This is a genomic window from Acetoanaerobium pronyense, assembly GCF_017874355.1.
Classification (GTDB): Bacteria; Bacillota; Clostridia; order Peptostreptococcales; family Filifactoraceae; genus Acetoanaerobium; species Acetoanaerobium pronyense.
The window spans coordinates 1-13,622 of sequence record NZ_JAGGLI010000027.1 but is presented as its reverse complement, the minus strand read 5'-3'; the positions used below and the strand labels follow the sequence as shown (position 1 = coordinate 13,622).

The 13,622-nt window shown below is 32.0% G+C and carries 12 protein-coding genes; 10 read left to right on the top strand and 2 right to left on the bottom strand.

The annotated features are described in order from the left end of the window. The first annotated feature begins 6 nt into the window (after positions 1–6). The 3 genes from J2Z35_RS10785 to J2Z35_RS10775 are packed head-to-tail and all read left to right on the top strand — an operon-like array spanning position 7 to position 3,863. The gene (locus J2Z35_RS10785; RefSeq protein WP_209661420.1) at positions 7–687 is read left to right on the top strand and encodes a 4Fe-4S dicluster domain-containing protein; all 681 of its coding nucleotides are present in this window, start codon (positions 7–9) and stop codon (positions 685–687) included. Positions 688–716: 29 nt separating this feature from the next. Next, the gene (locus tag J2Z35_RS10780) at positions 717–2,315 is read left to right on the top strand and encodes an FAD-dependent oxidoreductase (protein WP_209661419.1); all 1,599 of its coding nucleotides are present in this window, start codon (positions 717–719) and stop codon (positions 2,313–2,315) included. A gap of 51 nt (positions 2,316–2,366) precedes the next feature. Further along, on the top strand, positions 2,367–3,863 hold the full coding sequence (locus tag J2Z35_RS10775) for an aspartate ammonia-lyase (RefSeq protein ID WP_330623441.1): 1,497 nt from the start codon (positions 2,367–2,369) through the stop codon (positions 3,861–3,863). Positions 3,864–3,995: 132 nt separating this feature from the next. Here J2Z35_RS10775 and J2Z35_RS10770 read toward each other — a convergent pair whose 3' ends face one another. Then, positions 3,996–5,480: a peptidoglycan DD-metalloendopeptidase family protein gene (locus J2Z35_RS10770; protein ID WP_209661418.1), complete on the bottom strand. Its 1,485-nt coding sequence runs from the start codon at positions 5,478–5,480 to the stop codon at positions 3,996–3,998. Positions 5,481–5,790: 310 nt separating this feature from the next. Here J2Z35_RS10770 and J2Z35_RS10765 point away from each other — a divergent pair, with 310 nt between their 5' ends. Genes J2Z35_RS10765 through J2Z35_RS10755 form a run of 3 tightly spaced genes read left to right on the top strand, consistent with a single transcriptional unit; the run spans position 5,791 to position 7,963 of the window. Next, a complete protein-coding gene (locus J2Z35_RS10765) occupies positions 5,791–6,969 on the top strand; it encodes a serine hydrolase domain-containing protein (RefSeq protein ID WP_209661417.1) in 1,179 nt (392 codons plus the stop codon). Positions 6,970–6,993: 24 nt separating this feature from the next. Further along, entirely contained in the window at positions 6,994–7,530 is a 537-nt protein-coding gene (locus J2Z35_RS10760; protein WP_209661416.1) for a LytTR family DNA-binding domain-containing protein, read from the top strand. A gap of 10 nt (positions 7,531–7,540) precedes the next feature. Next, positions 7,541–7,963 (top strand): hypothetical protein, encoded by a 423-nt coding sequence (locus tag J2Z35_RS10755; protein WP_209661415.1) that lies wholly within the window; start codon positions 7,541–7,543, stop codon positions 7,961–7,963. Here the strand turns inward: J2Z35_RS10755 and hisS are convergent, their stop codons facing one another. Next, entirely contained in the window at positions 7,964–9,253 is a 1,290-nt protein-coding gene (gene hisS / locus J2Z35_RS10750; RefSeq protein ID WP_209661414.1) for a histidine--tRNA ligase, read from the bottom strand. Positions 9,254–9,755: 502 nt separating this feature from the next. Here hisS and J2Z35_RS10745 point away from each other — a divergent pair. From J2Z35_RS10745 to J2Z35_RS10730, 4 genes are all read left to right on the top strand, one after another. Next, positions 9,756–10,295 (top strand): NUDIX hydrolase, encoded by a 540-nt coding sequence (locus tag J2Z35_RS10745; protein ID WP_209661413.1) that lies wholly within the window; start codon positions 9,756–9,758, stop codon positions 10,293–10,295. 188 nt (positions 10,296–10,483) lie between these two features. Then, entirely contained in the window at positions 10,484–11,059 is a 576-nt protein-coding gene (locus J2Z35_RS10740) for a flavin reductase family protein (protein ID WP_209661412.1), read from the top strand. Positions 11,060–11,211: 152 nt separating this feature from the next. Beyond that, a complete protein-coding gene (locus J2Z35_RS10735) occupies positions 11,212–12,291 on the top strand; it encodes a carbohydrate kinase (RefSeq protein ID WP_209661411.1) in 1,080 nt (359 codons plus the stop codon). A gap of 28 nt (positions 12,292–12,319) precedes the next feature. Continuing rightward, complete coding sequence (locus J2Z35_RS10730) at positions 12,320–13,234, top strand: pseudouridine-5'-phosphate glycosidase (RefSeq protein WP_209661410.1); 915 nt, start codon at positions 12,320–12,322, stop codon at positions 13,232–13,234. Positions 13,235–13,622: the final 388 nt, after the last annotated feature.

The following is a 13,622-nucleotide window of genomic DNA, read 5'->3' as shown; positions in this document are numbered from 1 at the left end:
CAAATAATGTCCCAAAAAGAAATGGTTGATATATATATATTAGGAAAAAAATACTCAGTACCAGAAAGCTTGACAATAATGGATTCTATGGAATATGCAGGTTATAAGCTTACTAGGGGATGCGGATGCAGATCAGGATTCTGTGGAGCCTGCGCAACTATATACAGAATCAAAGGCCAGAAAGAACTAAAAGTAAATCTAGCCTGTCAAACTAAAGTTGAGGATGGAATGTATCTAACACAGCTACCGTTTTTTCCAGGAGATAAAAAAGCTTATAATTTAGAGGAATTAGAACCAAATGCTGATACTATGGTAAAGCTTTATCCTGAAATTTATAGCTGCATAGGATGCAATTCATGTACAAAAGGCTGTTCTCAAGATTTAAATGTAATGCAATATATAGCATATGCTCAAAGAGGAGATTTGGAAAATTGTGCCCATTCATCTTTTGATTGTGTGATGTGTGGAATATGTGCATCTAGATGTCCTGCCAACATAACCCATTATCAAGTAGGTCTTTTGGCGAGACGTCTTACAGGAAAATATATTGCAGCTGAGACAGAGTATTTAAATGAAAGAGTTGAAGAGATAAGACAAGGAAAACATGATGATTCCATTAAAGAACTAATGAACAAAAGCATTAATGAGTTAAAAGAGTTATACAACACTAGGGAGATTGAAAAATAAAATATCTAAATATAGAAGGGGGGACTAGTATGTATACGGCGCAAATGAAGGAGCTTATTAAGAAGGTAGAAGCTACCCGTAGCGAAAGGTTAGGCGTTCAATTTGAAAGAATGACTCCACAGGAGAAAGAAGAAGTGCTGCAAGAAAATCATCCTGATTATAAAGAGGAAAATTTTAGAGAATTAAGACTAGGAAAAAACAAAGGGGATAAAGTTCCTTTAGAACTGGCTGATTTAATTGAAGCTAAAAGTAGACTTGAAAATATAAATATAGATTTAAGTAAAACAAATTATGATGTAGATGTTTTAATAATTGGCGGAGGAGGAGCTGGAACTGCTGCAGCTCTTGAAGCTACTAAAAAAGGAGCGAAGGTATTACTTGCCACAAAATTGCGTTTTGGGGATGCAAATACTATTATGGCTGAAGGAGGAATTCAGGCAGCTGATAAACCAGAGGATTCTCCAGCAAAACATTATATAGACGTTATGGGTGGAGGGCACTTCACTAATATTCCCGAACTTGTAGAAGCTCTTGTAAAAGATGCTCCAGAGGTAATTAAGTGGCTAAATGACTTTGGCGTGATGTTTGACAAAGAGAATGATGGAAGAATGATTACAACTCATGGGGGTGGAACTTCCATAAAAAGAATGCATGCTGCTGCAGATTATACTGGAGCGGAAATAATGAGAGTTCTTAGAGATGAAGCAATCAATAGAGATATTGAGGTAGTAGAGTTTTCACCAGCGGTAGAACTCTTATTGGATGATGAGGGTAAAGCAGCTGGAGCTGTATTATATAATCTAGAAACCGAAGAATACTTAATAGCAAAAGCAAAAACTGTAATATTAGCGACAGGTGGAGCTGGAAGACTTCACTATCAGGGATTTCCAACTTCAAATCATTACGGTGCTACAGCTGATGGCCTTGTACTTGGATATAGAGCAGGAGCAAAACTTATATTTGCAGATACTATACAGTATCATCCAACAGGAGTTGCATATCCTCCTCAAATATTTGGAGCACTAGTTACAGAAAAAGTTCGAAGTATTGGAGCAACCCCTTTGAATATTGATGGTGAACAATTTGTTTATCATCTTGAAACAAGAGATGTAGAGGCATCGGCTATAATCAGAGAATGTCAAATTAGAAAAAAAGGAATTAAAACTCCTAGTGGAGTAGAAGGTGTATGGTTAGATACACCTCTAATTGATATGCTTCACGGAGAGGGTACATTAGAGAAAAGAGTTCCAGGGATGCTAAGAATGTATCAGAAATTTGGGATAGATATGAGAAAAGAACCTATTTTAGTTTATCCAACACTTCACTATCAAAATGGAGGAATTTTAATAAACGAACATGGTGAGACAAACGTAGAAAATCTATACGTTGCAGGTGAGACTTCTGGAGGAGTCCATGGAAATAACAGGTTAATGGGAAATTCTCTTTTAGATATCCTTGTATTTGGAAGAAGAGCTGGAGCTCATGCAGGTGAAAAAAGCAAAAATATAAAAGTTACAGGTCTTAGTCTTGAACATATAAATACTTATCACAAAAGCCTTGAGGAGAATAATATAAAAACCCAGAGAGTAGCTCCAATGTTATTGCCACAATATACTCATAGAAGATAAAAAAATCTTAGTAAACACTTATTGAAGAGATATAATGGGAGGTTGATTTAAGTGGTAGAAACTTTAATAAAAATGGGGGAAAGTATAACAGAAAGTATGGAATTAGAATATAGAAACAATCTTAGTAGCATCATGAGGATAGAAAAAGATTGTTTAGGAAGAATGGAAATACCACAAAATGCTTATTATGGGATACAGTCAAGGAGAGCAAAGGAGAATTTTCCACTTTCAGGTCATAAAATACATAAAAAACTGATTTGGGGTATGGGACTAGTTAAATATGCTTGCATTGAAGCCAATTTAAAAACTAAAAGTATGCCTTATGAAATTGGAAATGCATTAAAAATAGCTTGTCATGAATTTATAGATGGGAAATTTGATAATGAAATTATAGTGGAGTCCATTCAAGGAGGAGCTGGTACCTCAATTAATATGAATGTCAATGAGATATTGGCAAATAGAGGACTAGAAATATTAGGAGAAGAGAAAGGGAGATATGACATTATTTCCCCTAACACCCATGTTAATATGGCTCAATCAACAAATGATGTCGTTCCAACTGCATTTAAAATAGCTGTTTTAAGTATGAGACAAAGCCTTATAGAAAGTCTTGAAAAACTTTTAGGGGCTTTGAAAGAAAAAGAAATTCAATTTGATGATATTGTTACAATTGGTAGAACTCATCTTCAAGATGCTATTCCTATAAGACTTGGACAGGAATTTGGAGCTTATGCGCGTTTAATCACTCGAGATATAAAACGTATAAATCAAGCCATGGAATCTCTAAATAATGTTAATTTGGGTGCTACAGCTGTTGGTACAGGTCTAAATGCTGACCCTGAATACATTAAGGCTGCAATTGAGGAACTTTCAATTATTACAGGAATGGATATCAAATTAGCAGAGCATTTAATGGATTCTACTCAAAATACAGATTGTTACGTACATTTATCAGGATCTATTCGCACTTGTGCACTAAATCTTTCTAAAATGTGTAATGACCTAAGATTAATGGCTTCTGGTCCTATATGTGGTCTTATGGAAATTAAGCTACCTGCAGTTCAGCCAGGTTCCTCAATTATGCCAGGGAAAGTAAATCCTGTAATGATAGAGATGATGAATCAAATTTGTTTTCAAATACAAGGAAATGATCATGCTATAGCAATGGCTTCAGAAGCAGGACAGTTTCAGTTAAATGTAATGGCACCTGTGATATTTAAAAATATGTTTGAATCTATTGAAATTCTTACAAATGGAGTAAAAGTACTGACTGAAAGATGTATAGTTGGAATTTTAGCCAATGAAGAAGAATGCAAAAAACGTGTAGACAATAGTATTGGAGTAGTAACAGCTTTAAATCCTCATATAGGGTATGAAAAAAGTTCAGCAATTGCAAAAGAAGTTTTAGAAACCAGAAGAAGTGTACGGGAAGTAGTATTAAAGAAAGGTTTTTTAACAGAAGAAGAGTTAGACATAATACTTCAGCCGAAAGAAATGACAGAACCAGGAGTTGCAGGGGCAAAAATCTTGGGACTTAGAACTATTTAATTTATTAAAGCTAGTTTAATATTATAATAATTAACAACTTTAAAAACCTCCTCCTAAAATGTGAATATAATTTAAGGAGGAGGTTGATTACTATAAAAAGATAAATCTTTTATCAATATATTTTATTTTGATTTAGTAAGATTTCATTAATGATGAATAATTTTCTTTTGTAATACTTTCTCCATAAAGAATAAAACCAGGTTCAATATTAAAATCATAATAAGACATCGTAAAATGAAGGTGAGGACCAGTTGAAAAACCTGTAGAGCCAACTGTTCCAATCTTTTGACCTCGATTTATTACATCTCCTTCGTTTACAAGTAATTGTTCGAGGTGAAAATAAACACTAAAGAGTCCTTCTCCATGGTCTATAACAATACTATTGCCAGTTAAGGTTAGAAACATTGATAAAGTAACCTTACCAGTATTTGATGCAACAATATCAGTATTAAGAGGGGCTGCAATGTCAATTCCAGCATGTCTGTAAGTCGTTAATGAACCATTTACAGAACGTCTTTCTCCAAATTCAGTAGTAAGTCTACCTTTAGTGGGAAGTAGAAATGATTCTGTATAATACTTTACAGGTGATGAAACTAACCTAGAAGGATTGAAGTATTTCCTATATTGGGCGTATGCTTCATCATTTCTAGTACTAGATTCAATATTTGGATCAACCCTTAGGTTTTGAACTTTAAAACTTCTTGCAAGGATTTCGATGTCTTTTGTTGATTCATTTCCAGTTTCAGAATTAGTAAATCTAAGAGTATATTTTCCTGGTTTTGTATTATAGTTTGTTGGGATATACCCTTGGATAAGGCCTCCTGATTCATACCATCTGAAAGCTGGATACAAGTCTTGATTTAAAGATATTGCTGAAGCACTGGATGCGTGATATATAGTTATTTTTAATAAATCACCCTGTGTAAGGGAATTTTTTGAAAGTACAATATTTTCAGCAAGGTTGGGATTTGTTATAATTCCTAGTTTTACAAGCAGTTTATATGAAAGTACAGAGGCTTGTGCCCTATTGGCAGGCTCTTTAGGAGCAAATGTTCCATCTGGATAACCTGATATGAACTCTAATGCAACAGAGGCAATTGAGTTCTCAAAATAATTAGGCGATACTGTATCAAAATCACTTAATCTTGAACTTGCTTCATTTAGAATTAAAGGATTAATTGAGCCTTCTGATTTAATGTATGCATTGACTACAATGCTTGCCATTTCTTCTCTTGATATGTTTTGATTAAACGTAGATTCATTTATATTCCCATATTCATTTGAAACGATAAGACCGTTTGTTAGAGCTGCTTCGATAAAGGGCTCGCCCCAATATTCACCTTGTAATGAATCTCTTATATCAAGTCCTAGGGAATTAACAATTATTGCAATAAATTCAACTCTTTTAATATTGTTATTAGGTTTAAAAGTACCATCTGGATAACCAGAAACAGCATTGTAAGTTGAAGCCGTTTCTATATATGATTTTGCCCAGTGATTATCTATATCACTAAAACTCGTAGCAAAGGAAGGTGCTCCAACATTAATAGAGAATACAGTAATAATACTAATTGAGAGAATCAAGCTGAACATTCGTTTTATATATTTATAGGACATTTATTGCACTCCTTTCAAACAGTTACAAAAATAAGTCATTAAGCTTTACGCATATTTTCCCAGTTACAATATCTCCTTGCATAGCAAATAACTCTGTAGTTTTCATACCCAATATTTTTTATTTCAATAAAATCTAAATATGCTAATGAAGATCTATTATAACATCATAATATTTTTAATGGGTATTTTAATATATAGTAAATGACATCTTAGCCTTTAATTTTGACCACTTAACGGATAAATATATAATTTTTTTGAAGTGTGAAGTAATATTGGGTTATCCGTTATATAAAAAGAAAGGTGGTCAAATATGAAACTACGATTTAAAATATTAATAGCTATAATAAGTTGTTTAATAATTGCAATTAGCTTCATGCTTTATCTAAATAGACCAATATCTGAAGAGGTAGCTAATGCTAAAATTAATAAACATCTGACAAAAGTAGTGGATGATAATGATTCATTATCCAGTGCTTTAATGACAATATCTTCAAATAAGACAGGTTATTTTGGACAGTTTGCAGTAGGTAAAGCTAATATGTCAACAGATGAACCAGTGAAAAAGACCAGTCAATTTCATTCGGCAAGTATAGGTAAAACTATGTGTGCTACAATATATGGTTTATTAGTAGATGAAGGGAAAATACAGTTTGAGGATAAGATTAGCTCATGGTTGGAAGAAGACCTTGAAGGCTTATTTATTGTAGATGGAATAGATTATAGCGGTGAAGTTACTATTGAACATTTACTTCGCCATACATCAGGCGTAGGAGATTATTTTCAAGACCCTGTTGATAACGGAAAAACGATGTTAGAAATGATTAAAGAGAATCCAGACCTTATGTTTACACCAGAAAACCTGATTGCTTTTACGAGAGAGTATCAAAGGCCTGTTGGAAAGCCTGGAGAACAATTTCATTATTCGGACACTGGATACATTTTGTTAGGGCTTATTTTGGAAGAGATAGAGCAAAAACCTTATTCTGAAATTTTGCATGAGAGAATATTTGAATCTTTGGATATGAATGACAGTTATTTAATGTTTTATGAGGATGAAGAAACTGATATACTGGGTATTTATATTGATGGAATGGATTATAGTGATAAAAATGCATTATCCCTAGATTGGTCCGGAGGCGGTATTGTAACTACTATGGATGATTTATTGGCGTTCATGATGGCTTTGGAAAGCGGTAATTTTTTATCGTACGAAGTATATTCTCAGATGACGGATTTTAAAGAAAAATATGACAAAGGGATTTATTATGGAATGGGTATGATGAGGTTTGATTTTAGTGAATTATCCCCTTTGTTGGGCTTTATGACAGATGTTTATGGAGGCATGGGTACTACAGGCGTGTATATGTTTTATGATAAAGAAAAAGACACATATTTCATTGCCAATTTTGGCTCCATTGAATTTATGGAGAAGAGTATTGAAGAGTTAATCAAAATCAGAATGATTTTTGACAGAATGGTGATAAAATAAACAATTGAGATTATAGGAGAGACAATGATTCAATTGGTGGGTTCTAAAAAAGTTTGTGAAAAGCTGAAAGTAGAGTTATCCAAATATAATATTGAGAGAGATGCAGAGTATGAACTGGTATTAGTTGAAAGAGGCTATGAGATACCTGAGGATAAACTATGTATTGTTTTTGATGCCATTGATTATATGACTGTGGTGAAGCTATTGATTTCAGGTAATAGAAACAATTTACACAAGGATACGGTTACAGGGTTTAGGGAAAATAAATACGTCTTGATAGAACCAAAGGATATTTTATTTGTGGAAGTAAATTCCGACTGTATTGTTGCTCATACAATTTTACATGAGTATAGTATGAAAGAAACCTTACAGTACTATGAAATGCTATGGTCAGAAAAGGGATTTATTAGAGCTAATAAATCCCAATTGATCAACCTTTTGCATGTAAAAGAAATTATTCCTTGGTTCAATTCAAGATATGTACTTAAGATGGCTAATGGTGCTGAATTGGAAGTGTCAAAAATGTACTCAAAAATACTTAGAAATACACTGAAAATATAGGAGGACCAAGATGGAGAAGATTCATTTTAAAAATATCATTAAATCATTTTTTTTAGGGGTATTTATCGGCATCGTACTGCAAATTAATGATAGCGCTGATGCATCGGTATCATATAGATTTTTGATATTAATAAATACCGGAACAATAGGGTTAATAATCGGTTTTATTACAGAATGGATAACATCAAAAATTCCCATTACCTTGGCAAACTCGCGTAATTACTTTTTGATTAATAATATAATTGCTTTAATTGTCACAACATGCATATTGATAGTCACACTAGGGATGATGAAGAATGAAACGAGTGAATTTTTACCAATTCTCAGGATTGTTCTGGGGATTGTTTTGATAGCCAATATTGCAGATTATATTTTTTATATCAGAACTCAGAGGAAGTTGAAGTTGTTTAAAGGCACATTAAAAGAAAAGTAGCTAATTTTCAATCTCTACAATATCCTCTTTTCCACTTACCATATTTTTTATCTTAACTTTTTTATTAATTACTTCTTCTTCACCAATAATGACAACATTTTGAATTCCTAGATTATCTGCATATTTCATTTTTTTCTTCAAAGAGGCTTCTTCGAAATATATTGAAGCTCTGTATCCTTTTTTTAGGAGTTTGTCTAGAACTATAGAGCAATACTCTATGGTGTCTCCAACAGGTATGATTAAATAATCATTTTCAGTACTTAGATTATAGCTATCTATAAAGCCGATTTCTTGAAGTACAAAAAATAGTCTTGTAAGTCCTATTGATATTCCGACACCAGGAAGTATAGTGTCAGTATAGTTTTCGGCTAAATTATCATATCTTCCCCCAGAGCAAATAGAGCCGTAGCTCTCATATCCAATAAGCTTTGTTTCAAATACAGTACCAGTATAATAATCAAGACCTCTTATAATTTTCAGATTAATATCATACTCTTTTTTATCTACTTTTAAAATATCTAGTATTTTTATGACCCTAGCCAGTTCTTCTACCCCTTCTCTATATATATCATTAATATCAAGTTTTTTTAGTTCATTTACGATTTGATTTGGAGCACCTGAAAAACTCATGATTTTATTTATAAAATCACTTTTTTCTTCGCCTATCAAATCTATAAGCTCTCTGTTAAATTCATCTGGCATTACCTTATCGAACTTATCGATTAGGTTCATGACCTGCAAACTATTTTCAATATTTAAATAATCAAATACCCCGCTTAATATTTTTCTATTGCTAATTTGGAATTTGTAAGTTGGGAGAGATATCTCCTTAAAAGCTTTTGATGCAAGACTTATAACCCAAGCATCGTTGTCAACGCTTAGCTTATCTTTATTAATAACGTCTATATCCAGTTGATAAAACTCTCTATATCTACCCCTTTGATTTCTTTCTCCTCTATAAACTTTTCCAAGCTGATATCTTTTAAATGGGAATTCAAGCTCGTTTAAGTGCTGTGCTACATATCTGGCAAAAGGAACAGTAAGGTCAAACCTAAGAGCTAAATTATTCTTTCCTTTTTGAAAGGCATATACCTGCTTTTCAGTTTCTCCACCAGATTTCACAAGAAGTACTTCTGATTTTTCAATTACTGGGGTATCAATGGGAAAACAACCATTTCTTTCATATACATCCAAAATTTTGGATGCAATATCATCAAATATTCTCTGCTCTTTTGGAAGAAGTTCCATAAATCCTGGTAGAATTGAAGGTCTAATAAAACTTTTTTTCATAGCAATATTCCTCCTTTTGTATAGTGAAACTATAGCCTCAATGCAATCAACGATTACTTATGGCAGGTTAAAACTTTCTTTAATATCAATAAAAAAGCTATGGGAGAATTTATATCTCACATAGCTTCTAATAAATAACTAGATTTATTATCATCTCTTGAGATATAGGTCCAAACAGATATAGACCTGTATCTACAGATGTAGACCAAGCCTCTAGGGATGATGATGTAGCCTATTTAGATTTGAAATAATCGATTTTATCATAATGTTCACTCCAAATTGAAATTAGAAATTTACATACTATTTGAAAAACTTATTAAAAGATATTATATATTAACACAATGGAAAATACAAATAAATATTGTATATAAGAGGGAATTTGTTGTAGATGAATTCAAAACACCATATTTTTAAATTCTGTACATAAGGGAAATATTCGTTTATACTAAAATTTGTTCGTTAATAAAAAAATAAAAATTTAGAGTAACTAATAGGAGTAGCTATGAAAATTTTAAAGAAGGATATACATGAAACCTTAAAAAATATAGAACTAGAAGATAAAAAAATCTTAAAACGAATTACAGCTCGTGGGATTATCATAGATAAAGAAGATATTTTATTGATTTACACAAAAAGGTACAATGATTATAGTTTCCCAGGGGGAGGAGTTGATTCCGAAGAGTCTATAATAGACGGACTTAAAAGAGAGTTAGCTGAAGAAACGGGCGCAAAAAATGTAAATGTGCTAGATGAGTTTGGGATTTTTGAAGAAATAAGGACAACGCATATAGAAGGTTATGACTGTATGAATCAAATTTCATACTTTTATTTGTGCTCTGCTGACAGAGAGCTTGGTAAAGCAAATCCCGAGTCATATGAAATAAGCAATGGTTCTAAGCCTGTTTGGGTTAATATTAAAAAAGCAATTAATCACAACCTAGAAGTTATTAAAAATAAAGATGAGAGCATGGGGTATTCTATTCAAAGAGAAACTTATGTTTTAGAAAAAATACTTTCTGAATATATATTAAAATTAGCATAAGAAAAATATTAATTAAAATTTGATTTACGTCTAAGAAGTTCTAAATTACAAGATGAATATAAAGGGCGATTTTACTTTTTATAGTGGAGTCGGCTTTTATTTTAAGTAAAAGATATTTTTAAAACTTTCAAAAATATAAAGTCTGGTATAATTAAACTTAAAAATATAAACAGAAAAGGAAGTTATAAATGTCAAAACAGTTATGGAAAGCAGGAAATATGGTTTATCCTCTCCCAGCGGTTATGCTAAGTTGCGGAAGTATGGAAAATGGAAATATTATCACTATTTCATGGACAGGAACTATTTGCACAAATCCTCCAATGGTATATGCTTCAATAAGACCTACTAGATATTCATATGAGCTTATTAAAGAAAGTATGGAATTTGTAATTAACCTTACAACAAAAGATTTAGCAAAAGAAACAGATTTTTGTGGTGTGAAATCCGGAAGAGACTGTGATAAATTTAAAGAAAATAAACTCACACCGATTAAAGGAAATTTTGTAAGTGCCCCAATGATAGAAGAAAGTCCAGTTAATATTGAATGTAGAGTAATTGAAATTAAAGAATTAGGGTCTCATCATATGTTTATAGCCGAGATTTTAGGGGTTCATGTTGATGAGCAATATATGGATAAAAAAGGAAAGTTTAATCTTTCAGATGCTAATCCAATTTCTTATTCCCATGGAACATATTATGAGCTTGGTAATTCATTAGGTACATTTGGATATTCTGTTGCTAAAAAAAAGAAAAAAAGAAGATAAGTAACTCTATAAAGCCCACATCTATATAAGATGGAGGGTTTTATATTGTAAAAAATTAAAAATAATAGAGTAACTATTGAAATAAAAAAATATTATGATATTATTTTTATAAACATAAGCTTATAAACTAAGCAAAAGTTAAGGAGGGTTTGATGACTAATCGAGAACAAGAAATATTAGAGTTAATAAGAAAAAAACCAATGATTTCTCAACATGATTTGTCAAAAACTTTGGGTATTACTCGTTCATCTGTTGCAGTTCATATTACCAACTTAATCAAAAAAGGATATATTGCAGGAAAAGGATATATTATTAAAGATGAAGAATTTGTAACAGTAGTTGGAGGAGTCAATGTTGATATTGTTGGATTTCCAAGTTCGAAGCTTGTTCAAATGGATTCAAACCCTGGAAAGGTTAAGATTTCATTTGGAGGAGTAGGGCGAAACATTGCAGAAAATCTAGTAAAGTTGGGAATTCATACAAAACTAATTAGTGCAGTTGGGGATGATCTTTATGGACATAAGGTATTTGATGAAGCAAGGCTCATTGGTCTTGATATGCAGGATTCACTAATATTAAAGCAGCAGTCCACATCAACTTACATGGCTATTCTTGACGAAAAGGGAGATATGAATGTTGCTATAGCCCACATGGATATTTTTGAAAAAATTAATATTGACTTTATTAAGCAAAAAAAACATTTAATAGAAAACTCAAAAGCATGTGTTATTGATACTAATATGCCAAAAGAAGTAATTGAATATATACTTACAAATAACAAAAAAAACGATTTTTTTCTAGATACAGTATCTACTGTAAAGGCAATGAAAGTTAAAGATTTAATAGGGCATTTTCACACAATTAAACCAAACAAACTTGAAGCGGAGATGCTTTCAGGAATAAAAATAAGTAGCAAAAAAGATTTTGAGTCTTGTTCTGAATATTTTTTAAATAAAGGAGTAAAAAGAGTCTTTATAAGCCTTGGAGAAGAAGGCCTCTATTATAACGATGGTATAAATAAAAGCCATATATCGGGAAATAAAATAAAAGTTGTAAATGCTACAGGAGCAGGAGATGCTTTTATAGCAGCCTTAGTTTATGGCTACTATAATGATTTTGATATAAATCATAGTGCAAGATTTGCCATGTCAGCTGCAGAGCTTGCATTATCTCATGAAGCCACAATTAATCCAAATATGTCAGTTGAAAATATAAAAAATATAATGAAATAATATCTATCAAATCTAAGGAGGAATTAAATTGTTTGAAAAATATTTAGATATTAATCCAGAGGTTTCAAAAGCTTTGAAAGAAGGAAAGCCAGTTGTGGCACTAGAATCAACAATAATTTCTCATGGTATGCCATATCCTAAGAATGTAGAAACAGCTTTAAATGTTGAAAAAGTAATAAGAGATAATGGAGCAATTCCAGCTACAATAGCGATACTTCAAGGAAGATTGAAAGTCGGTTTAACAACAGAAGAGATTGAATATTTAGGCAAGTGTAAAGAAGTAGTAAAAACAAGCAGAAGAGATATCCCGTTTATAGTAGCGAAAAAATTAGATGGAGCAACTACTGTTGCAACAACTATGATTATAGCTGATTTAGCAGGGATTAAAGTGTTTGCAACAGGTGGAATTGGAGGAGTACACAGAGGAGCTCCAGAAACATTCGATATTTCTGCAGATCTTCAAGAACTGGCTCATACAAATGTAGCTGTAGTGTGCGCAGGCGCTAAGTCTATACTTGATATAGGACTAACACTTGAATATTTGGAAACTCAAGGAGTACCAGTTGTTGGTTTTGGCACAGATGAGCTCCCTGCATTCTATACGAAAAAAAGTGGATTTTCTGTAGATTATAGAGTGGATAGCGCCGAAGAGCTTGCATGGGCATTAAAAGCTAAATGGGATTTAGGTCTAAACGGCGGCTTAGTTGTAGCCAACCCAATTCAAGCAGAATATGAAATGGATTATGATACAATAACAAAAGCAATAAATGAAGCTGTAATAGAAGCAGAAGAAAAAGGGATTAAAGGGAAAGAGAGCACTCCTTTCTTATTATCTAAAGTAAAAGAAATCACTGGAGGAGAAAGCTTAGAATCAAACATTCAATTGGTTTACAACAACGCTAAGGTTGGAGCTCAATTAGCAGTTGAATTCTCTAAGTTGTAATCAAACAATTAAATAATTATAATTAAGGATCTAAATTATATTATCAATATAAGTTTTGCTAATAGATACCTTAAAGCCTTTAAATTCAAAAGTTAAACCCCTATTTTGGAATATATTTTTCCATAAAATAGGGGTTTTAAGTTTAAGTAGGGAAACTTGAGAATAAAAAAATGTATTTATAATTAACTAAAACTTCGCACATGAAATTCTATATATGAATCTTGAAAATTCAATAATAATTGACAATAAAAAAGCATGAAACCATCTGGTTTTGGTATAATTGAATTACCACAAAACAAATATCCCAACCGGAGGTTCATGCTATGAAAATTATACCACAAAACTACGTTAACGATAAGAATGTGAATTCTTCAATTATAAATTTTTT

Coding starts and splice junctions, on each gene's coding strand:
- J2Z35_RS10740 (WP_209661412.1), top strand. CDS start 10,484: ATGTCAAAACAGTTATGGAAAGCAGGAAATATGGTTTATCCTCTCCCA.
- J2Z35_RS10780 (WP_209661419.1), top strand. CDS start 717: ATGTATACGGCGCAAATGAAGGAGCTTATTAAGAAGGTAGAAGCTACC.
- J2Z35_RS10770 (WP_209661418.1), bottom strand. CDS start 5,480: ATGTCCTATAAATATATAAAACGAATGTTCAGCTTGATTCTCTCAATT.
- J2Z35_RS10745 (WP_209661413.1), top strand. CDS start 9,756: ATGAAAATTTTAAAGAAGGATATACATGAAACCTTAAAAAATATAGAA.
- J2Z35_RS10755 (WP_209661415.1), top strand. CDS start 7,541: ATGGAGAAGATTCATTTTAAAAATATCATTAAATCATTTTTTTTAGGG.
- hisS (WP_209661414.1), bottom strand. CDS start 9,253: ATGAAAAAAAGTTTTATTAGACCTTCAATTCTACCAGGATTTATGGAA.
- J2Z35_RS10785 (WP_209661420.1), top strand. CDS start 7: ATGTCCCAAAAAGAAATGGTTGATATATATATATTAGGAAAAAAATAC.
- J2Z35_RS10760 (WP_209661416.1), top strand. CDS start 6,994: ATGATTCAATTGGTGGGTTCTAAAAAAGTTTGTGAAAAGCTGAAAGTA.
- J2Z35_RS10735 (WP_209661411.1), top strand. CDS start 11,212: ATGACTAATCGAGAACAAGAAATATTAGAGTTAATAAGAAAAAAACCA.
- J2Z35_RS10765 (WP_209661417.1), top strand. CDS start 5,791: ATGAAACTACGATTTAAAATATTAATAGCTATAATAAGTTGTTTAATA.